The organism is Streptomyces sp. NPDC054841 (genome assembly GCF_053611045.1).
This window is the reverse complement of the sequence record NZ_JBSGZO010000126.1, coordinates 1-19,526: the sequence shown is the minus strand read 5'-3', so window position 1 is coordinate 19,526 and position 19,526 is coordinate 1. Positions and strand designations below refer to the sequence as shown.

Sequence of the window (19,526 nt, the reverse complement as noted above, 5' to 3'; positions counted from 1 at the left end):
GGCCCGCACAGGCCCACCTCCCAGAGCGCGGCGCGCTCCTCGCCAGGGGTGCGCGCCGCCGCCGGCGCCGCGATGCCGCACAGCGGCAGCGCGGCCCGCCTGCGGAGCACTCCGCGCGGGCCCAGCCGACGCCTGCTGCGTCCCGGACGTAAGTGCGCCAGCCGCAGCACTCACCGCCCCACGCTCACCGCCCCCGTTCCGCAAGGAGCCCAAATGCCCGCACGCCCGCAGCTGATACGCCCCGACGATGCCGCCATCGCGGCCGCCATGAGCCGCACCCTGATCGCGCTTGCCGCCCTGGTGCAGGCCCTCGGAGACGGCGAACACACGATCAATCTCGTGGTCGAGCGGACCGACGACACGTTTGTAGCGGGCCGGACCGACCTCTCCGTCGGCACCGCCCCGCTACGCCTAGCAGTGCTGGACGAGGACGACTTCGACGCCCTGCGCACGCTGCTGGTGTTCGCGCTGGAGGGCAGCACCGTCCGGAGCGCCGTCCTGGTCGCCACCACGGCCGCCGAGCCCAACCCCCGTGCGTGCGGCTGGACCGTACGGAACGGGTGGCTACACCCCATGGACACGGCCGAGCTACAGGACGCCGTCATCCCGTGCCCCGACGTCTCCGCTGTACTCCGCGATGTCTACAACGCCCCGATCCTGCCCAAGATCCACGACACCGACGAGGAGCAGCCCCGTGCCTGACACGCCCGCCGTCACCGCCAACGGCTACTGCACCAACACCACTCCGGCCCCCGGCACGCTCCGCACCCTCAATGCCAACGCGGCAGGGCCGAAGTTCTTCCGCCTGCACGGCCGCCGCTACGCCGACTGCCCGTGCGGTCGCGCGGGAATCGGCCTGACCGAGCGCGGCAACCTGCACCGCCACAAGCCGCCGCAGGCGTAACCCACAGACGCCGTTCCCGCCCCCCGCCCCGGGGGGCTGACGGCCAACCCGGCCAGCGCGCCACTGGCCGAAGACCTGCCGCCCCGACGCCCGCACTCTCCCCTTCGGCGAGCGCGGGGCGGCAGGCCCCCGCTCACCGAGTCGACCCCCGAGGAGTCGCAGCCCATGACCAGCCCGAGCCTGACCATCGAAACGCCCGCCGGAACCGTGCGTGCCACCGCCGGCCCCCGCCAGGACGACGCCGTCGTGTTCGAGCTGGGCGGGGCGATGCGTGGCAGCGTGCACGTCACCGGCACGCACCACCCCCGCCACTGGGACCAGTTCACCGCCGTACGCGCTTGTCTCGGCCCCGTGAACGCCTTTCAGGTCACCGCCCCGGACGACGCCCTGCCGCGGCTCTCCCGCAGCCGCACCGGCTTCCGGGGCAGCCTGACCCTCTACAGCGACAACGCCGACCGCCCCCAGGTGTCGGTGTACCCGATGGAGTCCGCCGCCGGACACGCACCGTCGGAGAAGACCGCAGCGACGCTCACCGCCGTCCTGCGAGCCTGCGCCGAGCACGTCGCCCAGCGCGACGACCTGCCCGTGATCCTGGACGCCTCCCGGCAGCGCGACACTCCCGCCCTGTTGCGCTTCCTCACCTGGTCGGCATCCCATCACCAGGCCGATGCCGCCCGCTTGGAAGGGGAAGCCCGTGCCGCTCACCCCGCGCGGCGAGCTGCCGTGGCCGCCTGGTGGACCGCAGCGCGATGGCTCACCGTCTGCCCGCATCCGGTGCTGCTGCTGATGCTGGCTGACTTCCCCGGTTCGCTGGCCCGCCACGTCGACGTGATGCAGTGGTTGGCTCCCTACTGCCTCACCGAAGCCGCCCGCGAGCACGACCACGCCCGCCGTGCCCAGGCTGAAGCCGTCTCCCTGCGCGCCCAGCAGCGCATCCGCCCACGCGGCCGGCGCCCTGCCATGGTCAGCGCCCACTGACACCGAGGCGCAAGCGCCTACTGGTGAGCGGGCCCCGGCACCGGCCCGGGCCCCCTGCGCCACCGCTGTTCTTGGCCCCCTTACCGCATCTGGACACGCCCCGGAAGGGCCCCCTCATGGACCTCTCCACCACCATGTCCGAAGCCGCGTCGACCAGCTTGCGCGTCGCCAGCGAGGCCGCCCGTGCGGCATGTATGGCCGCTGCGCACACCGCTGCCCTGATCCTGCTCCAGGCGGACGGAGACCGCGGCAGCATCCACCGCGCGTGGCGGGGGGAAGGTCCCGATGCCTGGTGCCGGGTCACCTCCCCCATGTTCACGGCGCACGTCCTGTCCACCTCGCACGGCGACCGCGCCCACGTCACGCTGCTGGGACTCACCCCAGCCGCCTACGAGAAGATCCGTGCATGGGCGGAAGACCGCGACGACTGCCGCCACGATGACGTGTGCGAGTGCCTTGACGAGCCATGGCCCACGCTCGCCGAACTCCGGGAGCAGGAGCAGGAGGAACACGAGATCGCCTTTCGCGTTGTCACCGACGACACGCGCGGAAGCGCCAGCCTGGCGTTCTCCCGCGTCACCGTCACGCTGACCGACGAGCCGGTGACCGTGGTGGACACGCTGATTCGGATGGCCCGCTCGACCAACTGATACCCGGCAGCCAACCAGGCCCGGGAGTCGGCCTGCCCTCCAGGCCGGTGCATTCCCGCCGTCGCCCGGACGCGACGAAGGAGCAGGTCAGGGGTGGGTTCCCAACCCCCGCAGATCCACTATTATACATGTTGCGGGAGGGGGCCCTCCCCTCACCGCCCCTTCCCGCACCCAGGACCGAAGGGCCGCGATGCCTGACGAGTTCACGTTCGCCGCCAACCCGGTTCGCTCGGCTACCGGGTCCTTGACCGCCAGGAGCGCAGCGCCTGTTACGGAATCGTCTGGCGCGACCCGCACTGCTGCGAGTGGGTTGCCGAGTATCCCGGCGACCACCCCGGCAGCGGCGGCGGAATCCCCGGCTTCACCAGCCGCATATGGGCTGCGCGCTTCCTGTACCGGTACCGCAAGCCCCGGCCGTCTGGCCGTCCCTGACCGACCGCCAACCCCGTCCGCCCGGCACCTGGAAAGGCCCCTGCATGAGCTCCACGTCGAGCACTCTCCGTGAAGTGGCGCCGGACGAGGTCACGGTGACCGCCGATACTCACGGCATCACCGTCATCCTGCTGCCCGACGACATCACCGCCGCTCTCAACACGTCGTCCCGCCGCGACATCGTCGACCACCGGGGCGCCGGTGCCAAGTCGCGCACCTATGCCGCGGACTCCTGGGAGGCCCGCACCCTCCGCGTGATCTTCGACGTCATCCTCACCAGCCCCGACGTCGACGCCGACGACAAGCGTGGTGTCCGACTCGGCGGCTACTTCTACGGCCGCGTTGCCGCGCACCGCCGCTGGAACCGCGAGACCCAGTGGTGGGCCGACTACCGGGAGCACCGATACGAGATCCCGCACATGGGTCTCCACCTTCGGATCCGTCCCCACGGTCACCCGGAAGCCGGCACCTGCTACTTCGGCGACTGACCAGAACCTGCCGAGCGGGGCCCGTTGCGGCAGCCGCGGGCCCCGTCGACCCACCAGCGGCGCCACACCCACACAAGCAAGCGCAGGCGCGCCCCAGGAAGGAGTTCCAGGCATGAGCAGCCCGCCGCCGTTTCGCCCTGAAGAGTTCGACGAGCGGTGCGAGACCTCCGGAGCCCCGCAGGGACAGTTCTGTCGCCCGTGGTGCGACACCGGATACACCGCTGAAGATGCACGCCACGACGCCGAGCGTCGCGACCAGGCCGCGGCAGCGCCCCACACCGGGGGCACTCCCACCAGCCGCCCGAAGGAGTGAAGAGGCCGCCATGCCCCAGGAGTTGACCAGTCAGGAACAGTTCGACGCATTCGCCGACGAGGTGGCCCGTCAGTTGGGCACGCACTGCCGGACGGCCCCGCTGCCCGAGTTCCGGCGCGGCCTTGCACGGCTCGTCACCGACGGGGACGGCCGCGCCCTGCATCTGTGCCAGCCCGACCGCCAACGTCCCGGCAGACTGAAGATCTACGCGGCCATTCCGGGTGAGACCCAGGTGCAGGCATCGTCGATCGGGGTCACGGCCAGCAGTGCCCGGCATGTGGCAAGCGAGATCACCAGGCGGCTGTACCCGCTGCACGCCCAGGCCGTAGAGCTGGCCACCGAGCTCACCGCCCGTCAGCAGGCGGAGGCCAGCGCCCGCCACGCCGTCGCCGAGGCCGTGGCCGGCGCACTCCCTGGGCCACGGGTCGAGGAGGAGCACCGGAGCACCCGGATCGTCTGGCAGCACGCTTCCAGGCCGCCCGGGGAGCGTGGCCCCGTCCACGTCGACACCGTGTGTGCAGTCGTCGGCCCCTCCGGGGAGTGGGTTCAGGTCGAAGCAACCAGCCGTCCCGACTCGGTGATCCCCATGCTGGCCGCTTTCGCCCAGGCGTCACGGGAGTGAAAGGGGCAGGCCAGGGGTGGGTTCCCAACCTCCATGGACGCACTATTATGGATGTTGCGGGGTGGTGGCCCTCAGCGTCGCGGAGTCCGCCGTTGGCCCCATACCCATCACCGAGCAGTCCCCCACCGCCCAGGGATTCACCTGGGGCAGCGGGATCGGAACGTATGCCCGCAGTCCCGCAACAGCCCTGCAGCTGTGGAGCGCACCGCCGCCGTGCCGTGCGCCGTCATTGCGAAGGCCGCCGAGCTGAGCGCTCACCCGTCCACCCGCGCTCTCTGCGACATGGTCACCGGCCACTGCGGCGCCCCCTACACCCCCGTCTTCCAAGGGCGCGGCTGGACGTTGGAAATCCGCTCCGGCTACCCCCTGTGGACCACCACATCCTGACCGACTCGCCACGGTCGGCGCCGCCCCCACCGACCGCGCCCCCTCCCCACCGACCACACCAGCCCCCTGGAGTCACCATGCTGCGAGCACTGCGCCGCGCCCTGCGACCGGCCCGTCTCCGCATTCCCGCCCGCCTCTTCGCAGCCGGTATCGCCGCTCTGCCCCCCACCGCCAGCGAAGCTTTCGGGAACAGCGCGAGCGCCGGGGAAGCCGTCGCCTACAACCGCAGCCGCGTCGCCACCGCGACCGCCGTCGCCCTCTACCGCAGCGGGTACGTGCTGCCGATGCCCGACGACCACCTGGACGACGCCGTGCACGCCCTGGACTTCCCGTACTCGGTGCCGAGCCCGGAGACCCGCGCCGCCATCCGTGCCGCCCTCGCTGTCCTGGAAGCCGACTACACCGTCACCGTCACCCGCTGACTGCCCGTCCGCCCTGACCCGCGGGGCCGCCCCGGCCGGGGCGGCCCCACACCGGAAGGAAACCTGGTGTTCCTGGTCGTGCCCCACCCCGCTCACGGACTCGTCGCCGCCCCCGAGTCCTCCCTTGACCTCACGCCCGGAACTGAAGAGGCCCTCACCGTCCGGGGGTTCACCTGGAACAGCGAGATCGAGGCGTACACCCGCCAGACCAACAGCAGCCCCGCAGCCGTGGAGCTCACCGCCGGCGCGCTGCGCGAGCTCGGCCACTACGTCTTCTCCTCCTATACGCCGCGGCCCACCCGCTGACCACCGCACCCCGGCCGGGCATCCGCCCAGCCCTTCCGCCCCCTTGCGCAGGATGGAGTTCCGTCATGCCCCGACGCCGCCGTAACGAAAGGACCGCCGAAGCGCGGTTGCTGGACCACCTGCGCGCCGCATGGATTCGCTACACACCCGTACGCGACGGTGCTGGTACGTACGTGGTGGTGCCGCTCCCCGACGGGTCGGAGATCGTGATCAGCGGCACCACGACCGACGGAACCGAGGTGCGCACGCTGCACCCGCCGCAGGAGCATGCTTCGTGGCAGGCCATCTGGCAGGACCACAGAGTGGACAAGATCCGGAAGGTGTACAACTCCCACGACGAGGGACGTGAATTCGAGGCGGACACGGCCGCCGCAGTGGCGGCCGTGGCCAAGGTCGTGCGTGAACAGGTCACGCACGACGGCTGGACCATCGTCGAGTCGCACACCGACACCGACGGCACGGTCTTGCTGATGCGCATCAACGACACATGGGCCACACGCGTCAACGCCGGCTGTGGTGACGTCGACGTGTTTCATGCCAACGAGAGCAGCGCACGCCAGCGCTACGCCGAACTGATCAACCTGTAAGAAGCATCGAGCCCCCGTCCCGCGCCAGTCAGATCGAACCGGCGCCGGGCGCGGGGCGTTGAGCCACGCCCCAGAACTCCGACCGCCCGACGTTTCCGCAGGTCAGGGGGCATCTAGCCCTCACGATAGAACACACTATTATTCGAAGTGTGGCGAGGGGTACCGCCCACCGCCGAACCGATTCGCCGATGAGGCAAGGAGAAGGAGAGCCACATGGCCACCGCCGTCTCGACCCAGACCGACACCACCGACGCACACGAGGAGGCCGTACCCCAGATCGTCCACCTCGACCCGGCGCTGCTGGTGCGTGACGAGTGCAACGCCCGCGAGCACGACACCGAGCCGGACGAGAAGCTGATCACCTCCGTCAAGGAGATCGGCGTCGAGGAAGCCATCAGTGTCCGGCCCCGGCCCGACGGCACCTACGGCGTCTTCAAGGGCTGGAGGCGCGCGCAGGCGGCGCAGGTCGCCAACGCCACCGCCAAGGCGGACGGCCGTCCGGTGCGCCCGGTGAAGGCGCAGTTGCGGGAAGACCTGGTCGGCCGCGACGGCTGGACGCGGTTCCTGTCTCTGGTCGAGAACGACCACCGCGAGGGCATGAGCGCGCGCGACACCCTGCGGGCGCAGGAGCTGTCCCTGATCGACATGAGCGAGGTCGACCGCCGTGCGGCCAGCAAGGCCCTCGGTGTCAGCCGCAACGCCGCCAAGCAGGCCAAGTCGGCCCAGCAGCTCGACGACGCCACCCTGCGCCGGGCGTCGGCCGGAGGCATGGACCTTGAGCAGATGGCCATGCTCGCCGAAGTCGACGACGTGCCCAATGCCGAGGGCCGCCTGCTGCGGGCCGTGGCCCGCGACGAGGCAGAGGAGGGCGGTGGGCGCGGTCACTGGGACCAGGAGCTCGCGCTGCTCAAGGCCGAGAAGGCCGACCGTGCCGTCCGCAAGGAAGCGGTCGCGGCGCTGGAGAAGGCAGGCATCCCCCTGCTGCCCACGCGGGTGCCGTATGGGGAGAAGGACACCGCCCGGCCTCTGTCGGAGCTGACCACGCCCCTGGGCAGGCCGCTGGCCGAGGACAACCACAAGGAGTGCCCCGGTCACAGCGCCCGCCTCGACGACGAGCACCAGCCGGTGTGGTTCTGCGCCGACCCGGCCGAGTACGGCCACAAGGCGCGCCCGAAGCCTAAGCCGGAGAAGACGGCCGAGGACGAGGAGAGGGCCGCCGAGCGAGCCCGCGTCACCGCGTGCAACCGGGCCTGGAAGGCCGCCGCCGGTCCCCGCCAGGAGTTCGTCACCCGCCTGGTGCGCGGCAGCAAGGCCCTGCCGGAAGAGGCCTGGCGGTTCGCGGCCGGGGTACTGCTGGACCTGCCCCGCTTCTACGGCAAGTGGGCACAGCGGCAGGAGGCCGAGGACATCGCCCAGCTCCTGGGCGTGAAGCTGCCCGAGACCCCGTTCGAGCGGGTGCGGCTGTCGGAACTGGTCACCCTGACCAAGGCCCGGCTGGGCCACGTGCTGTTCGCGCACGTCGCCGCCGCATTCGAGCGCGACATGCGCGAGCCGAAGGGCTGGAACGACGCCCGCATGGAGGTCCGCTTCCTGTGGGAGGACCTCACCCCGCAGCAGGCTGCCTACCTCCTGCTCCTGGAGAAGCTCGGTCAGGACGACAAGGGCAGCTACCGGCTGTCCGAGGTCGAGGAGCAGGCCGTCGCCAGCCACCGGCCCGACGCCGACGCCTGACCGCCCCCCCTCAAGCCCCGGCCGGGCACGCCCGTGCCCGGCCGGTTCCCCATCCCCTCGTCACAGAGAGGCAGAACAGCATGCCCGTCACCATCGACGAAGTCCGGGGCTTCATCCGGCAGCTGCCCAACGCGGGAGCCGTCGCCCAGGTCCAGGAGGCCGCAGCGCTGCGACTCGTTGAGCTCGACAAGGCCGCGCACGCGGGCATCCTGCCCGGTCGCCGGGCGCGCATCACCGACTCACTGCGTCCGGCGCTGCTGCGCGGCCTGACCGGCACGGTGCAGGAGCGCAACCGCACCGGCACCCGCGCGGGCTTCATCCTCGACGAGGAGTCCACCCAGCGGCTGCGCACCGACCCCCGCAACGGCGAGCCGGGCAAGCCCCGCTACCCCATCCCCGAGGACACCCGGCGCTTCCGGCTGCCCGGCAACGGCGTCCCGGTCTCCGGCCTGGAACTGATCGAGGACTGACCGGGCCTACGTCACGCCGCCCCGGCAGTGGGACGGCGCGACGCAAGCAGGAGCCTCCCGGCTCCATTCCATCGGCCGGGCGATCCCGCGGCCCGGCCCGCACGCGAAAGGCCGTCATGACCGACATGCAGCAGGCGACGTCGTCCGACCCGGACGCCGACGCCCCCGACCGCCCCCTGACGCTGGCCGTGCTGCGCCAGCTGGTCCGCAGCGACTGGAGCAAGCTCCCCGGCACCACCCTGGTCGTTCTCTCCCGCGACGTCGAGGGCAACGCCTACTCGCCGTTCGCCAGCTACAGCCGCTCCCGCTACGCGCCGACCTACAACGACTTCGTCGGCGAGGTCTTCCCGCTGCCGGAGGAGCTGAAGAGGGACAAGGAACTGCGCGAGCTGTACGCCGACGGCATCCCCGACAACGCCGCCCCGGCGCTGGTGCTCTACCCGCTCGGCTGACCGGACCCGCGCGGGGCGGGACAGCCCGCTCGGCTGTCCCACCCCCCGTCCCACGAAAGCGACGTGTCACCCCACCATGTCCGATTCCGCACAAGCCCCCGAGGAGCGGCCGCACCAAACGGTGCTGGTCATCAGCAACGCTCTCGGCAACGACCCCATCGGCCTCTTGCCGTGTCCGGTCCCCCTCCGGCACATGCCGTCACCTCTGTTCAGCGCCGAGGAGTACCAGCGTGCCCCGCTCGTGCTCCTGGACGACCGCAGCTACACCGACTTCACGCTCCGCCACATGCCCCATCGCCCGGGCCTGATCGTCGCGGTCGCCGACCCCGACGACGGCACGGTGTACCCCCGGGCCGCGGCCATCGGCGCCGAGGCCGTCATCCGGGCCGGACAAGGCATGAGCTGGCTGCACCTGCGCCTGCACGACGCGACCGACTGCCGCTACGCCCGCTGGGAAGCGCTCTTGACCGGCGGTCCCGCCGACCCTCCCCCACCGGCGAGCAGTTGAAGCCCGGCGGCACCGGCCGTCATCGCTCCCAGCCGCGCGCTCCTGCGATCCGAAGGAAGTGACAGATGCACTCGATACCCCAACGCTGTGCGCGCCGGCCTCTGGCAGGCGGGCTGGTGGTGCCATGGGTGTCCCTGATCCACGACGGCCATGCGGCGTTCGGCAGTCTGGATGCCGAACGGTCCCGCACCGCCTTCCTGCGACGCCTGTGCCAGATCTGCGGCCAGCCGCTGGACGAGCGGTGCTTCCTGATCGTCCGCCCGGCCGACGCGGCCCAGGGCCATTCCCCCGAACCCGCGCTACACCCCGAGTGCCTGCCCTACGCCGCTGCGCACTGCCCCATGCTCAACGGCACAGCCACGCACTACCGCCGCAGCCCAGTCCTGGCCAGCCACCCCGCCGGACGGCCCTGCACCGATCCGTCGTGCCCGTGCCCGTCTGGCTCGCCCGACGAGGGCCACGCTGCCCGCAGCGGCAGCCCCGCCGACCGGTACGAGGCGTGGATGATCCACACACGGAACTACCGCCTGGTCTTCCCGCCCGACCGGCCCGATGTGCCCTCGGGCATCAGCACCAGCGTGCCCGTCCTGCGCAGGCGCGTCCTGCGCACCGCAGCGCTCACGCCCGATCAGGAACGCCTGATGGGTCTGCTGCACGGCCTCCTGGACGGCCAGCCGTGACCCCCACCTGCCCCGCCATCCCTCCGTTGAGGAGCCTGCCGTGATCACACCCGACCCCGCCACGCCCGAGGGGGAAGCCATCATCGACCTGTACGAGCAGATGAACGAGCTCCAGGAGCGCACCGACTACTGGCCCGGCGCAGGCACCGTCGACATCCTCGGCGAGTGGCTCGCGCGCTTCGACTTCACCCACCCGGTGGCACTCACGGTTGCGGGCAGTGCCTGGGTGCTGCGCCGCTGGGACCGCCACGAGGACGCGGTGACGCTCTGGACCGACGAGGGCTCCGCGCTGGCCTCTCTCGCGCAGCACGTCCGCAGCAGCTGGGACGACGTGGGAGGAGCGGACGGCTTCCCGGACCGCCCTCCCCTCGACGACCGGGCGGCCGTCGACCTCTACTTCGGGCCGAAGGCAGAACGCGGAGACGAGGGCTACTCGCTGTACGCCGACGGCATCGGCCGGTACGCGCGGACGACGCCTGCCCCGCACGACTTCCGCTTCCCGTGCGAGGAGGTCTGCGCCGAGGTCAACAGCGCGGCCGTCTTCCACGCACAGGCCGGCCCGGACGACGAGGGCCTGCCCTGCGTCGAGGTCGCCGGCGTTCTGGTCTTCGCGTACCTGGACGCCGGCATGCAGGCCGTGCGGGTATCGGTGCATCTCGACACCACCGACGAGCGGCTGATCCGTCCCGACGAAACGGTGCCGCTGCATGTGGAGGTCGGGGACTCCACGGTGTTCAGCGCGGGCGCCGCGCCGGTGCGAGCGGCGGCCGAGGGGTGGCGGAAGCGGCTGCGGATGTTGGTCCGCCGGGTGCAGTGGCCGAGGGGGGATTGACCCACCCTCAAAACACACTATTATTTGATGTAGGAGGTGTTCGCATGTCCCCGTCCATCACGCACGTGTCCGGCACCGTCGCCAGCGACGCCGAATGCCGTTTCACCGAATCCGGCATCGCCGTCTGCCGCTTCCGCCTGACCGAGGTGCCCATGCAGTGGGACTCCGCCACACAGACATGGCGGGACGGGACCCCGATCTCCTACGTGTGCACCGCCTGGCGGGACCTCGCCCGCAACGCCACCGAGTCCCTCGTCAACGGGGTCAGCGTCCTGGTCAAGGGACGCATCACCGAGATCAAGGACAACACCATCTACCTGAGCGTCGACGACCTCGGCCTCAGCCTGCGCCAGCGCATCGCTTACACCGAAACCAGCCTGCCCAGCCCGGCCGCCGCCGCTCCGGTCAGCCCGCCCTCAAAGCCTCAGCCCGCAGCGCCGAGCACACCCCGACCGGCCACCAGGCGACCGGGCAACCCGCCCGCCTGGTGGGAAGAGCAAAGGTCCTCCGGCTGGTGGTCCGACACCGGCACCTCCAGCGCAGCCGCTGGCGGTACTCCCCTTCACGTCGGCCGCTGACACCCTCCCTCCCTCTTCTTCCCCTTCACCCGCCCACCCCGGCGCGGCACCGGTTCGCCTGCCGGTGCCGCGCCCTGCCCGAAAGGCCGCCATGCCCGAGAGCACCCTGCCCGAACGTGCCGCCCGCGCCGCGCTCTCCGCCCACTTCACCCCCGACCAGGTCACCGCCGACCTCGCCCGGTACTCCCCCGCCGAGGTCTGGCAGCAGCGTGTACGCCTCGACAGCAGCGCCCGCCTGGCCCAGTACAAGCCGAGCGACGAACTCGCCAATGCGAAGCTGACCTGCCAGTTCATCATCCCCTCGGACGACGTGTGGCCCGCCGCCCTGGCCGACCTCGGTCCCGCCTGCCCGCTGGGCCTGTGGGTCCGCGGACACGACCAGCTCCCCCAGCTGACCGCCAAAGCCGTTGCCGTGACCGGCAACCGCAACGCCACCGAGCAGGCCATCACCCGCACACACGTCTTCGCCACCGCCGTCGCCGAGGCCGGTCACACGGTCACCGCGACGCTCGCGTACGGCGTCGACTCCACCGCCCACCGGGCCGCCGCCCAGGCAGGGCGGGCGACGCTCGCGGTCCTGCCGCGCGGCCTGGACCGCGCCCACCCGCACGACCACGCCCAACTGCTGAGCTCCATCCCCGCCAGCGGCGGTGCGGTGGTCAGCCTCTACCGGCCCGGCACCGCAGCCAGCGGCACGACGCTCAAGGCCAGCGCCGAACTGGTGGCCGCGCTCGCCCGCGCGGTGATCCTCATCGAGGCCCTGGACCACACATAGGCGACACACACCGCCGAGTCGGCCGTCGCCCTGAACCGGCCTCTACTCGCCGCGCCCGCCGACGGCGACGTCCGCTCCAGCGGCAGCGCCCGCCTGCTCGCCGAGCAGCGCGCCGCTCTCTGCCCGGACCCCGAGCGAGCGCTCGCCCTGCTCTGAGAAACCCAACCGCCTCCCGTGCCCGGCAGTTCAGCGTCGGGCACGGGCCCAGGGAGAGGACCGCGCCGTGCCTGAGCACGTCGACTTCTTCGAGGCCGTCGTCACCGCCTACCCCGACGACGCCGACCACGCCCCGCTGCTCCAGGACCCCGTTCACGCGCGCGTGGCCCGGGCCGGCGACGTCGTGGACGGCGACCTGATCCTGGCCGCCGTCTCCCTGCGCGGCGCCGACTACTTCAACGACCAGTACACCGCCCACCCCGAGCCCTACGACCCGGCCTGCGGGTGCGGCGTGTGCTGCCACCTCACCCACGAGCCCGGACCGGTGGTCGTGCTCTCCAACGGACACCCGTGGCCGACCTGCGACCCGTGGCTCGCCGAGGCCCTGGTCCTCATCGTCCCTGCCGTACCCCTGCCCGACCCAGCCGCGAAGGAGTGACGAACCGCCATGCCCCGCACCGCGTACACGCCTTCCCTTCCCGGCCTCACCGCCGCCGACGACCTGGACACCGTCATCAACTGGGGCCTCGGTGCCGATTCCACCGCTTACCTCGCGCGAATGCTCACCGATCCCGCCGCGCACGGGATCGACCTGGAGCGCACCGCCGTCCTCTACATGGCCACCTGCAGCGAGTGGCCCGAAACGCGGCTGCTGTGCGAGGAGTTCATGCTCCCGCTGCTGCGCGAGCGCGGAGTGCGGTTTGTCCAGCTGGCCAGGGCCGGGCACCTGAAGGCGGACGGGATCACCGTCCTGGACGACTCCCGCCACCCGGAGCGGCTGTTCGCCCGAGGGCTGTGGACGCTGTGGGACGAGATGGAGTCCGTCGGCACGGTGCCCCAGCAGGCCAGCGTGCGCAAGTGCAGCCTGCGTGCCAAGGGCGAGGTCGGTGACCGGTGGACGCGATGCTGTACGGCAAGACCGGCAGTCTCCTGGGGTTCTTCGACCGCTCTCAGCCGCGGGACCGGGCGTGCCTGGAGGCGTTCGAGCGCGAACTCGACATGCCATGGGCGCTCTACCACGTGCGCCGCCTGTTCCTGCTCTCCGCGTCCGGAGAGCGGCGCCCGGTAATGCGCTCCACCGAGCGCGTCGACATCGGCCGCCCGCAGCAGCTCGCCCGGCGGCTGATCTCCACGTCCGAGCGACACCGCGTCGACGTCGAGCACGACCCGGTGTACGGGCGCGCCCGGTCCTGGGTGCGCCCTCGCGGCACGGCGTGGCCGATGGCGGAGGAGCTCTTCGCCACCGCACCCGCCCGCGTGATCGACAAGCAGGACAAGTACTTCGAGCGGGAGTGAGACGCCCTGGTCTCGGGCTCCGCCGCCCAGCTCCCGCTCGCCTGAACCGCCCCTCACCTCCTGTCCGGAAGGACCTCCCATGCGCACACCCATGTCCTTAGCCCCTGCTCGTGCCTTGCTTCTCCCTCGCCGTGCTGTACCTGGCCACGCCGTCCGGGGCTGACGTAAGGGCCGTGATGCAGGCCGGCCTCCTCGGCTGCATGACGACTCCGGCCCAGGGCAACGTCATCCCGCCCGGCGCCCTGTACGCCTGCGACAACGGCAAGTTCGGCAAGGGCTGGCCCGGCGCCGGGGCCTGGTTCGCCTGGCTCAAGGCGACCGTCGACCGCTACGGCCGCGACCGCTGCCTGTGGGCCGTCGCCCCCGACGTCCCCATGGACGCCGCGGCGACTCTCGCCGAGTCGCTGCCGTGGCTGGAGCCCATCCGCTCCCTAGGCATCCCCGCCGCCTTCGCCGCCCAGGACGGCAGCGAGGACGGCCTCATCCCCTGGGGCTCCTTCGACGTGCTGTTCCTCGCGGGCTCCACCGAGTGGAAGACCGGACCGGCCGCCCACCGCCTGGCCCTGCAGGCCCGAGAGCACGGCCTCGCCGTCCACATGGGCCGCGTCAACTCTCGCCGGCGGCTGCGCATCGCGCAGGCCTTCGGCTGCACGAGCTGCGACGGCACCTACCTCGCCTTCGGGCCCGACACCAACCTCCCCCGCCTCCTGGCCTGGATGAAAGAACTCCACGCCGCCCCGACCCTGTTTGGAGACAAGACATGACGACCTGGCTGCGTTTGGTGGGCGCCTCGATCATGGGCATCCTCGACCCGGTCCCCTCCACCACGGCCTCCCCGATGACCGAGGAGGAAGGCGCCTGGGTCCGCGCGAACGCCTGGACCAAGGGGCTGCGCAAGATCGACGACGCCTACCCCCGCGGCTTCCACCGCTGGTGCTCGTGCGAACGCGACATTTGTCACCCCTGCGGCTCCGGCCACCACGCCCAGTGCGCCAGTGCCAACGGGCCCCGCGTCAACAAGAACTCCGGCACCATCACCGACCGCGGCGGCTTCGTCGTCGCCGTGATCCAGTACGGGCCAGGCGAGCGGCCCTGCCGGTGGATCTGCCCCTGCACGCACACCGCTGACGCCGAACAGACCACCGCCGACGACGCCCCCACGGCGCCCCCGGCGGACCGGCGCACACCGCCCGCCCCGAAGCCTGCGGCCACTCCAGCCTGGCAGTTCTCCCTCTTCTCCGACGCCGACCTGCCGGAGGAGTCCTCGGACGGGGAGGCACGGTGATGCTCCCGATCCAGGAGACGCTGCCGTTCGAGGACCTGCCGGAAATGCCGACCGCCTCACCCTGGTGCCAGCGGTGGCGCGAGGGGAAGCACTCCTGGCGGCACGTCCGCGACGGCGGGTTCGACGCCCGGCACTACCAAGTGGAGGTCATCCCCGAGGAGGAGCCCGGCAAAGGGTTCGTCCTCGCACACCACTACTCCCGCTCGTATCCGGCGGTGAAGGTCCAGTACGGCCTGTACCACGTCTCCGGAGGCGAGCGGCGGCTGAGCGGCGTGGCCGTGTTCGGGGTTCCGGTCAGCACGGCCGTACTCACCAAACCCCTGCCGGAGCTCCGCCCCTACACCGAGTCCCTGGAGTGCTCACGCTTCGTCCTGCTGGATGAGTGCCCGGGCAATGCCGAGAGCTGGTTCCTCGCCCGCTGCTTCGACGCCCTGCTCGCCGACGGGGTACGAGGCATCGTCTCGTTCGCCGACCCCGTGCCGCGCCGGACGGCCTCCGGGAGCCTGGTGATGCCCGGGCACGTGGGGACGATCTACGCAGCGACGAATGCGGTGTACGCGGGTCGGGCAACCGCACGCACGGTGAAGCTCCTGCCGGACGGCACCGTCTTCCACGACCGGGCTGCTCAGAAGATTCGCCGCCTGGAGCAGGGTCATGAGTACGCCGCGGCCCAGCTCATCGCGCTCGGCGCTCCGCGGCCGCGGCCTGGCTGTGACCCGGCTCGCTGGCTCCGCGAGGCACTGGCCGCGGTCGGCGCCCGCAATATCCGGCACCGCGGCGCGCACCGCTATGTGTTCCGGCTCGGCCGAACCCGCCGTGAGCGGGAGGAGATCGCGCTCGGTCTCCCCGTCCTGCGGCCCTACCCCAAGCGTCCCGACCCTGAGCCGGCAGTGGCGTGACGGAGCTCCGGCTCCGCTGCCCGCTGTCGCGCGCACCCAGTCCCACCGCCCAGTCCTCGTCACCTTGGAGCTGAAATGCCTTCGCTGACCGCAAGCCGCCCGCCCAGCACACCCGACCTGACCTCCTACGACTTGCTGGCACCCCAGCTGTCCGGCGGCAAGGACAGCGCGGTGATGATGGCCGTGTTCATGGAGGCCGCCCGGGCCGCCGGCGTGGCCGACCGGGTGATCTCGTACCACTCCAGTCTTGGTGTGCTGGAGTGGCCGCCTGTCGTCTTCGGCGGCATCCGCTACCCGGGGGTGTCCGAGCTCGCCACGCTGCAGAGTGCTGCCTTCGGGGTGCGGGCCGACCGGCACATGGAGGTCACCCGCACGATGCCCGGCCCTGACGGGAGTCGGATGCCGCACAGTCTGCTCACTGAGATCGCGGCGTACGGGCGTTTCCCGCGGATGGGCAGCCCGTATTGCCGCAAGAGCGCCAAGGAGAGTGTGGTCTCCAGCGCCTGGACGCCGATGGTCAGCCGCCTGCGGCGCGAGCTCGGCCGCCCGGTGCGGATCCTGAAGGTCATGGGCCTGCGCAGCGACGAGGGGCTCGACCGTAAAAGGCGTCCGGCCTTCCGTACGGTGCAGGTCAACGGTGCGCGGGTCGTGGACGAGTGGCTGCCGGTGAAGGACTGGTCGACCGACGCGGTCAAGGAGTGGCATGGCGGAGCGCCTGTGCCGTACTGCTGGACGTACGACTCGGTGCCCGGCGCGGGCGACTGGGCCGGCACCTCCCGCTGCTCGTGCTCGCTGTGTGTCTTCGCCTCCCGGGCTGACGTGCTGCTCTCCCTAGGTCGACGGCCGCGCTTGGCCGACCTGTACGCCGAGGTCGAGCAGGTGCGAGGAGACAGCTTCCGCGCCGACTGGCGCATCACCGACCTGATCCGGCACGCCGCGACCTGCGGGGCGCCCGATCCCGGTGTCGTCTGCCCGGACGACGGCCCGGAGTTCACCGCCCTCGAGGAGCAGGTTCGGGCGGCCCTGAAGAAGGAGCCTCGCAAGGAGCCCGACCTGGCCCGCCGCGACCGTCGCGCGCCGTGCGACGGCTGTGCCGCTCCCCACTGACACTTCCGGGCGCCCCTGATCTTTCCTGAAAGGCATACTGCTCATGATGACAACGACCACCCAGCGCATCCTCGACCTCGCCGCGGCCGCACCGGCCAGCCACGACGAGGACCTGGTGCTGCTCCTGCGCGAAGCGAACGAGCTGTACCAGCAGGGCCTTGATGGTCTGCGCCACACCGTGGCGGCCCGCTTCGCCGGGCTGTCCCCCGGGGATCTGGTGGCGGCCGCGAACGCGGCCGGCATGCCGTGCGACGAGTCTCAGGACCGCTATGAGCTGGTCTTGCTGCTCGCCCTGGCCGACTGGGAGATGACCCCAGCGGCCTTGGCCTACTCGGAGATGGCTGAGGACGCGGCCCGCCGCGGTGTGTGCCTGATCCCGGAGGAATGACCTCGTTTTCGTTCGCCGCCCGGGAAATCCTGGGCGGCGAACTGGACCCCCAACGCTAACTCCTGCCATTATGTGGGTTGTGAGCCGAGCAGGCCGGATCTCACCTTCTGACAGGACGGACACCTCTGCCATGACCTCGCACCGTGAGCCTCGCCTGGCCGACGCTGCCGAGATCGCGGCTGAGCAGGGCCTGACGCCCGCGAGGATCAGCGGCCTTTACAACGAGCGCGCCGAGAACGGATTCCCTGACGTCCGCGACATGCGCGGCCGTGCCCGTTTGTGGGACCACGCAGAGGTCACCGCGTGGTTCGCCGGCCGCCCGCCGGCGAGGCTTCGCGAACACACACCGCCCTCTCGCGACCCGCAGGACCTGCTGAACGCGGCGGAGGCCTCGAGGTTCCTGGGCTACAAGAACCCCAACCAGGTCACCACCTTCGTCCGCGACCACCCCGGCTACTTCCCCGACCCGGACGTCGTCGAGGAGCTGGGCACACCAGAAAACCGCTACCGCCGGCAGCTGTGGCGCGTGCAGACCCTGTTGGACTGGATGGCCACCCGGCCCGGCCGCGGTAAGCGCGCCGGCTCGAAGCGCGCGGCGCCGTCGCTGCCTGACGTCCCCGTCGACGGCGACCCTGACGAGCTCTTGCGAGCGACACAGGCGGCTGCCCTGCTGGGGTTCAAGAGTGTCAACTCCTTCTCCAGCAGCCTCTCCCAGGGCAACCTGCCGTTGCTGGAAACCACCGACGCCGTCACGGAGAAGGGCGGCCGTCGACAGTGGACACGCCGGCGGATCCTCGAGCAGGCTGCCCAGCGCAGTCCCAGAAGGTAGAACCCGGCGGTGAGCGCGTATCAGACCACCGCCCCAGAGACGCGGCATCCGGTTACGGGTCGTTGGTCCCTTGCGGGCCGGGTGTCGCACGATGGCCGGCATGGCGCGGCTCGCCACCGCGCCCCGCAGCAGCTGTAGTTGCTGCGGACCGGCCATCGTCGTTCTTCTCGTGGTGCCGCCCTCAGCGCAGTGCGCCAGCGGGCCTTGCCGAGCTGGTCACGGGACTCCGCAGCGAGCTGTCCTTGTGTGTCGGCGCAGCCTCGTGGTCGGGGTCATGGATGGCGACCACGGTCCGACCGCGAGGCTGTTTCGCGTTCGTGACCGCGGTCGGGGCTTCGTGGTCGGGGGTTTGGTCAGGGCGCACGGGTTTCCTCATCAGCAACCGAAGGTTCTGACGGAGACCGCGTTGCGGCGCCTCGGCATTGCGTGACCGGCGCATCGAGGGACCCGGTGCGCGGAGCCTGCCCAGTGCTCAGCGCCCATGCCGCAGGCGTGCGTCGAGAGGATGTTGCATGACCAGTCCCGCACTGAGTACTCCGGCCACGAGCTTGGCCCCCAGCTCCGCCGAGCCTCTGCGGCACCAGGTGCTGGCCGCGCTCGCCCAGCACCGCATCGTCACCACCAGTCAGCTGCGCCGGATGCTGCGGCCGGAGGGGACACGGCAGCTGCTGTCACGCGCTCTGAACAAGCTTCGCTCCGACGGTTTCGTCGACTGCACGGTGCTGCCGGATAGGAACCGCTCACGTACCCACGTCTGGTATCTCACGCAGGAAGGTTCGCGTCTGACGCGGGATCTGCCTGTCCTGCGGGGGCGGCCGCCCTACCCCATCGCCTCGACTACGGCCGCGTCGCTGAAGACTCCGCACACGCTCGCCGTCGTGCGCGCCCATCTGGCTTTTGCCGCAGATGCCCGTCGGCTCGGGCACGAGCATGGCCCCTGGGATTGGACCCCTGAGGTGTCTCACTCCATCGGCGAGGGCGAGCGGATTGTTGCCGACGCTGTCATGTACTACACCATCGTCGAGAGCGAGCACCGGCGGAAGCTGCGCGCGTTCGTGGAAGTGGATCGCAGCACCATGAGCAGCGAGCGGCTGGCCGTGAAGTTGATCGAGTACGCCCGTCTGTTCCAGTACGAGGCTCAGCCCGTCGGCCGCCGTAGGCCGGCCGCCGCAGGTCCTGCCTGGCTCCGCTGGTATCCGGTCTTTCCCCGCGTGCTCTTCGTCCTCACCGGTGCCTCCCGATCCAGGCTGGCCAATCGGATGAGCGATCTGCAGGCGATGGTTGCTCAGCACCCGCTCGTAGCGGCCTTCGCCCGTGAAGTCCGGCTCGGGGCCGCCGTGCTGGAAGACATCGAGCAGCATGGTCCCACCCAGGCTGTGTGGGTGCCTCTGGCCAGCGGCCAGTCTCGCCCGTGGACGGACTTGTGAGTCCCGTGCGCGAGCGATAGGTGG

General features: G+C 71.2%; 30 protein-coding genes. 29 read left to right on the top strand and 1 reads right to left on the bottom strand.

Translation table 11 applies throughout. The features are described 5' to 3' along the window. The first annotated feature begins 213 nt into the window (after positions 1-213). From ACWGI8_RS18790 to ACWGI8_RS18700, 19 genes are all read left to right on the top strand, one after another. Positions 214-702: a hypothetical protein gene (locus ACWGI8_RS18790; RefSeq protein WP_453662235.1), complete on the top strand. Its 489-nt coding sequence runs from the start codon at positions 214-216 to the stop codon at positions 700-702. After that, on the top strand, positions 695-904 hold the full coding sequence (locus tag ACWGI8_RS18785; protein WP_453662234.1) for a hypothetical protein: 210 nt from the start codon (positions 695-697) through the stop codon (positions 902-904). The genes ACWGI8_RS18790 and ACWGI8_RS18785 overlap by 8 nt, the downstream gene beginning before the upstream one ends. 165 nt (positions 905-1,069) lie before the next feature. Further along, entirely contained in the window at positions 1,070-1,882 is an 813-nt protein-coding gene (locus ACWGI8_RS18780; protein ID WP_453662232.1) for a hypothetical protein, read from the top strand. Positions 1,883-1,998: 116 nt separating this feature from the next. After that, entirely contained in the window at positions 1,999-2,532 is a 534-nt protein-coding gene (locus tag ACWGI8_RS18775; RefSeq protein WP_453662230.1) for a hypothetical protein, read from the top strand. Positions 2,533-3,008: 476 nt separating this feature from the next. Then, positions 3,009-3,452: a hypothetical protein gene (locus ACWGI8_RS18770; RefSeq protein ID WP_453662229.1), complete on the top strand. Its 444-nt coding sequence runs from the start codon at positions 3,009-3,011 to the stop codon at positions 3,450-3,452. A gap of 112 nt (positions 3,453-3,564) precedes the next feature. Next, positions 3,565-3,765, top strand: a complete 201-nt coding sequence (locus ACWGI8_RS18765; protein WP_453662227.1) for a hypothetical protein — start codon at positions 3,565-3,567, stop codon at positions 3,763-3,765. 10 nt (positions 3,766-3,775) lie between these two features. After that, the gene (locus ACWGI8_RS18760) at positions 3,776-4,387 is read left to right on the top strand and encodes a hypothetical protein (protein ID WP_453662225.1); all 612 of its coding nucleotides are present in this window, start codon (positions 3,776-3,778) and stop codon (positions 4,385-4,387) included. Positions 4,388-4,582: 195 nt separating this feature from the next. Continuing rightward, positions 4,583-4,774, top strand: a complete 192-nt coding sequence (locus ACWGI8_RS18755; RefSeq protein ID WP_453662223.1) for a hypothetical protein — start codon at positions 4,583-4,585, stop codon at positions 4,772-4,774. Positions 4,775-4,851: 77 nt separating this feature from the next. Next, positions 4,852-5,196 carry a hypothetical protein gene (locus ACWGI8_RS18750; protein ID WP_453662221.1) on the top strand — a complete coding sequence of 115 codons (345 nt, stop codon included), beginning with the start codon at positions 4,852-4,854 and terminating at the stop codon, positions 5,194-5,196. Positions 5,197-5,262: 66 nt separating this feature from the next. Next, positions 5,263-5,502, top strand: a complete 240-nt coding sequence (locus tag ACWGI8_RS18745; protein WP_453662219.1) for a hypothetical protein — start codon at positions 5,263-5,265, stop codon at positions 5,500-5,502. Between the two features lie 65 nt (positions 5,503-5,567). Then, positions 5,568-6,089, top strand: a complete 522-nt coding sequence (locus tag ACWGI8_RS18740) for a hypothetical protein (protein WP_453662218.1) — start codon at positions 5,568-5,570, stop codon at positions 6,087-6,089. Positions 6,090-6,302: 213 nt separating this feature from the next. After that, positions 6,303-7,820 carry a ParB/RepB/Spo0J family partition protein gene (locus ACWGI8_RS18735; protein WP_453662216.1) on the top strand — a complete coding sequence of 506 codons (1,518 nt, stop codon included), beginning with the start codon at positions 6,303-6,305 and terminating at the stop codon, positions 7,818-7,820. An 80-nt stretch (positions 7,821-7,900) separates the two neighbouring features. Continuing rightward, a complete protein-coding gene (locus ACWGI8_RS18730) occupies positions 7,901-8,290 on the top strand; it encodes a hypothetical protein (RefSeq protein WP_453662215.1) in 390 nt (129 codons plus the stop codon). Positions 8,291-8,406: 116 nt separating this feature from the next. Continuing rightward, positions 8,407-8,742 (top strand): hypothetical protein, encoded by a 336-nt coding sequence (locus tag ACWGI8_RS18725; protein WP_453662213.1) that lies wholly within the window; start codon positions 8,407-8,409, stop codon positions 8,740-8,742. Positions 8,743-8,818: 76 nt separating this feature from the next. Beyond that, the gene (locus ACWGI8_RS18720) at positions 8,819-9,250 is read left to right on the top strand and encodes a hypothetical protein (protein WP_453662211.1); all 432 of its coding nucleotides are present in this window, start codon (positions 8,819-8,821) and stop codon (positions 9,248-9,250) included. 65 nt (positions 9,251-9,315) lie between these two features. After that, entirely contained in the window at positions 9,316-9,930 is a 615-nt protein-coding gene (locus tag ACWGI8_RS18715; protein ID WP_453662209.1) for a cell envelope biogenesis protein OmpA, read from the top strand. A gap of 40 nt (positions 9,931-9,970) precedes the next feature. Continuing rightward, a complete protein-coding gene (locus ACWGI8_RS18710; protein ID WP_453662208.1) occupies positions 9,971-10,762 on the top strand; it encodes a hypothetical protein in 792 nt (263 codons plus the stop codon). 44 nt (positions 10,763-10,806) lie between these two features. Then, positions 10,807-11,340 (top strand): single-stranded DNA-binding protein, encoded by a 534-nt coding sequence (locus tag ACWGI8_RS18705; protein WP_453662206.1) that lies wholly within the window; start codon positions 10,807-10,809, stop codon positions 11,338-11,340. Between the two features lie 91 nt (positions 11,341-11,431). Next, positions 11,432-12,115 (top strand): DNA-processing protein DprA, encoded by a 684-nt coding sequence (locus tag ACWGI8_RS18700; protein WP_453662204.1) that lies wholly within the window; start codon positions 11,432-11,434, stop codon positions 12,113-12,115. 42 nt (positions 12,116-12,157) lie between these two features. On the opposite strand, the gene ACWGI8_RS18695 is transcribed toward ACWGI8_RS18700, so the two are convergent. Beyond that, complete coding sequence (locus tag ACWGI8_RS18695; protein WP_453662202.1) at positions 12,158-12,280, bottom strand: hypothetical protein; 123 nt, start codon at positions 12,278-12,280, stop codon at positions 12,158-12,160. Positions 12,281-12,338: 58 nt separating this feature from the next. On the opposite strand from ACWGI8_RS18695, the gene ACWGI8_RS18690 reads away from it, so the two are divergent. The 10 genes from ACWGI8_RS18690 to ACWGI8_RS18645 all read left to right on the top strand — a co-directional run bounded on the left by ACWGI8_RS18690 (position 12,339) and on the right by ACWGI8_RS18645 (position 19,502). After that, positions 12,339-12,710 carry a hypothetical protein gene (locus tag ACWGI8_RS18690; RefSeq protein ID WP_453662200.1) on the top strand — a complete coding sequence of 124 codons (372 nt, stop codon included), beginning with the start codon at positions 12,339-12,341 and terminating at the stop codon, positions 12,708-12,710. Between the two features lie 9 nt (positions 12,711-12,719). Beyond that, on the top strand, positions 12,720-13,340 hold the full coding sequence (locus ACWGI8_RS18685; RefSeq protein ID WP_453662199.1) for a hypothetical protein: 621 nt from the start codon (positions 12,720-12,722) through the stop codon (positions 13,338-13,340). Continuing rightward, positions 13,340-13,567, top strand: coding sequence for a hypothetical protein (locus ACWGI8_RS18680; RefSeq protein ID WP_453662197.1), 228 nt, complete (start codon positions 13,340-13,342; stop codon positions 13,565-13,567). The genes ACWGI8_RS18685 and ACWGI8_RS18680 overlap by 1 nt, the downstream gene beginning before the upstream one ends. 110 nt (positions 13,568-13,677) lie before the next feature. Continuing rightward, complete coding sequence (locus ACWGI8_RS18675; protein WP_453662195.1) at positions 13,678-14,331, top strand: hypothetical protein; 654 nt, start codon at positions 13,678-13,680, stop codon at positions 14,329-14,331. Then, complete coding sequence (locus ACWGI8_RS18670) at positions 14,328-14,852, top strand: DUF6248 family natural product biosynthesis protein (RefSeq protein WP_453662194.1); 525 nt, start codon at positions 14,328-14,330, stop codon at positions 14,850-14,852. Before ACWGI8_RS18675 ends, ACWGI8_RS18670 begins: the two co-directional genes overlap by 4 nt. Next, positions 14,852-15,751 carry a Mom family adenine methylcarbamoylation protein gene (locus ACWGI8_RS18665; protein ID WP_453662192.1) on the top strand — a complete coding sequence of 300 codons (900 nt, stop codon included), beginning with the start codon at positions 14,852-14,854 and terminating at the stop codon, positions 15,749-15,751. The genes ACWGI8_RS18670 and ACWGI8_RS18665 overlap by 1 nt, the downstream gene beginning before the upstream one ends. A gap of 75 nt (positions 15,752-15,826) precedes the next feature. Further along, the gene (locus ACWGI8_RS18660) at positions 15,827-16,858 is read left to right on the top strand and encodes a phosphoadenosine phosphosulfate reductase (RefSeq protein ID WP_453662190.1); all 1,032 of its coding nucleotides are present in this window, start codon (positions 15,827-15,829) and stop codon (positions 16,856-16,858) included. A 46-nt stretch (positions 16,859-16,904) separates the two neighbouring features. Then, positions 16,905-17,246, top strand: coding sequence for a hypothetical protein (locus ACWGI8_RS18655; RefSeq protein WP_453662189.1), 342 nt, complete (start codon positions 16,905-16,907; stop codon positions 17,244-17,246). Positions 17,247-17,376: 130 nt separating this feature from the next. Further along, entirely contained in the window at positions 17,377-18,075 is a 699-nt protein-coding gene (locus ACWGI8_RS18650) for a hypothetical protein (protein WP_453662188.1), read from the top strand. A gap of 512 nt (positions 18,076-18,587) precedes the next feature. Beyond that, positions 18,588-19,502 carry a replication-relaxation family protein gene (locus ACWGI8_RS18645; protein ID WP_453662186.1) on the top strand — a complete coding sequence of 305 codons (915 nt, stop codon included), beginning with the start codon at positions 18,588-18,590 and terminating at the stop codon, positions 19,500-19,502. The last annotated feature ends 24 nt before the right edge of the window (positions 19,503-19,526 follow it).

Excerpts from the sequence above, each read along its gene's own strand:
- ACWGI8_RS18760 (WP_453662225.1), top strand. The coding sequence starts at position 3,776 with ATGCCCCAGGAGTTGACCAGTCAGGAACAGTTCGACGCATTCGCCGAC.
- ACWGI8_RS18655 (WP_453662189.1), top strand. The coding sequence starts at position 16,905 with ATGACAACGACCACCCAGCGCATCCTCGACCTCGCCGCGGCCGCACCG.
- ACWGI8_RS18770 (WP_453662229.1), top strand. The coding sequence starts at position 3,009 with ATGAGCTCCACGTCGAGCACTCTCCGTGAAGTGGCGCCGGACGAGGTC.
- ACWGI8_RS18720 (WP_453662211.1), top strand. The coding sequence starts at position 8,819 with ATGTCCGATTCCGCACAAGCCCCCGAGGAGCGGCCGCACCAAACGGTG.
- ACWGI8_RS18650 (WP_453662188.1), top strand. The coding sequence starts at position 17,377 with ATGACCTCGCACCGTGAGCCTCGCCTGGCCGACGCTGCCGAGATCGCG.
- ACWGI8_RS18665 (WP_453662192.1), top strand. The coding sequence starts at position 14,852 with ATGCTCCCGATCCAGGAGACGCTGCCGTTCGAGGACCTGCCGGAAATG.
- ACWGI8_RS18750 (WP_453662221.1), top strand. The coding sequence starts at position 4,852 with ATGCTGCGAGCACTGCGCCGCGCCCTGCGACCGGCCCGTCTCCGCATT.
- ACWGI8_RS18680 (WP_453662197.1), top strand. The coding sequence starts at position 13,340 with ATGCGCTCCACCGAGCGCGTCGACATCGGCCGCCCGCAGCAGCTCGCC.
- ACWGI8_RS18735 (WP_453662216.1), top strand. The coding sequence starts at position 6,303 with ATGGCCACCGCCGTCTCGACCCAGACCGACACCACCGACGCACACGAG.
- ACWGI8_RS18765 (WP_453662227.1), top strand. The coding sequence starts at position 3,565 with ATGAGCAGCCCGCCGCCGTTTCGCCCTGAAGAGTTCGACGAGCGGTGC.
- ACWGI8_RS18715 (WP_453662209.1), top strand. The coding sequence starts at position 9,316 with ATGCACTCGATACCCCAACGCTGTGCGCGCCGGCCTCTGGCAGGCGGG.
- ACWGI8_RS18780 (WP_453662232.1), top strand. The coding sequence starts at position 1,070 with ATGACCAGCCCGAGCCTGACCATCGAAACGCCCGCCGGAACCGTGCGT.
- ACWGI8_RS18645 (WP_453662186.1), top strand. The coding sequence starts at position 18,588 with ATGACCAGTCCCGCACTGAGTACTCCGGCCACGAGCTTGGCCCCCAGC.
- ACWGI8_RS18725 (WP_453662213.1), top strand. The coding sequence starts at position 8,407 with ATGACCGACATGCAGCAGGCGACGTCGTCCGACCCGGACGCCGACGCC.
- ACWGI8_RS18670 (WP_453662194.1), top strand. The coding sequence starts at position 14,328 with ATGACGACCTGGCTGCGTTTGGTGGGCGCCTCGATCATGGGCATCCTC.
- ACWGI8_RS18660 (WP_453662190.1), top strand. The coding sequence starts at position 15,827 with ATGCCTTCGCTGACCGCAAGCCGCCCGCCCAGCACACCCGACCTGACC.
- ACWGI8_RS18740 (WP_453662218.1), top strand. The coding sequence starts at position 5,568 with ATGCCCCGACGCCGCCGTAACGAAAGGACCGCCGAAGCGCGGTTGCTG.
- ACWGI8_RS18790 (WP_453662235.1), top strand. The coding sequence starts at position 214 with ATGCCCGCACGCCCGCAGCTGATACGCCCCGACGATGCCGCCATCGCG.
- ACWGI8_RS18775 (WP_453662230.1), top strand. The coding sequence starts at position 1,999 with ATGGACCTCTCCACCACCATGTCCGAAGCCGCGTCGACCAGCTTGCGC.
- ACWGI8_RS18685 (WP_453662199.1), top strand. The coding sequence starts at position 12,720 with ATGCCCCGCACCGCGTACACGCCTTCCCTTCCCGGCCTCACCGCCGCC.
- ACWGI8_RS18700 (WP_453662204.1), top strand. The coding sequence starts at position 11,432 with ATGCCCGAGAGCACCCTGCCCGAACGTGCCGCCCGCGCCGCGCTCTCC.
- ACWGI8_RS18730 (WP_453662215.1), top strand. The coding sequence starts at position 7,901 with ATGCCCGTCACCATCGACGAAGTCCGGGGCTTCATCCGGCAGCTGCCC.
- ACWGI8_RS18705 (WP_453662206.1), top strand. The coding sequence starts at position 10,807 with ATGTCCCCGTCCATCACGCACGTGTCCGGCACCGTCGCCAGCGACGCC.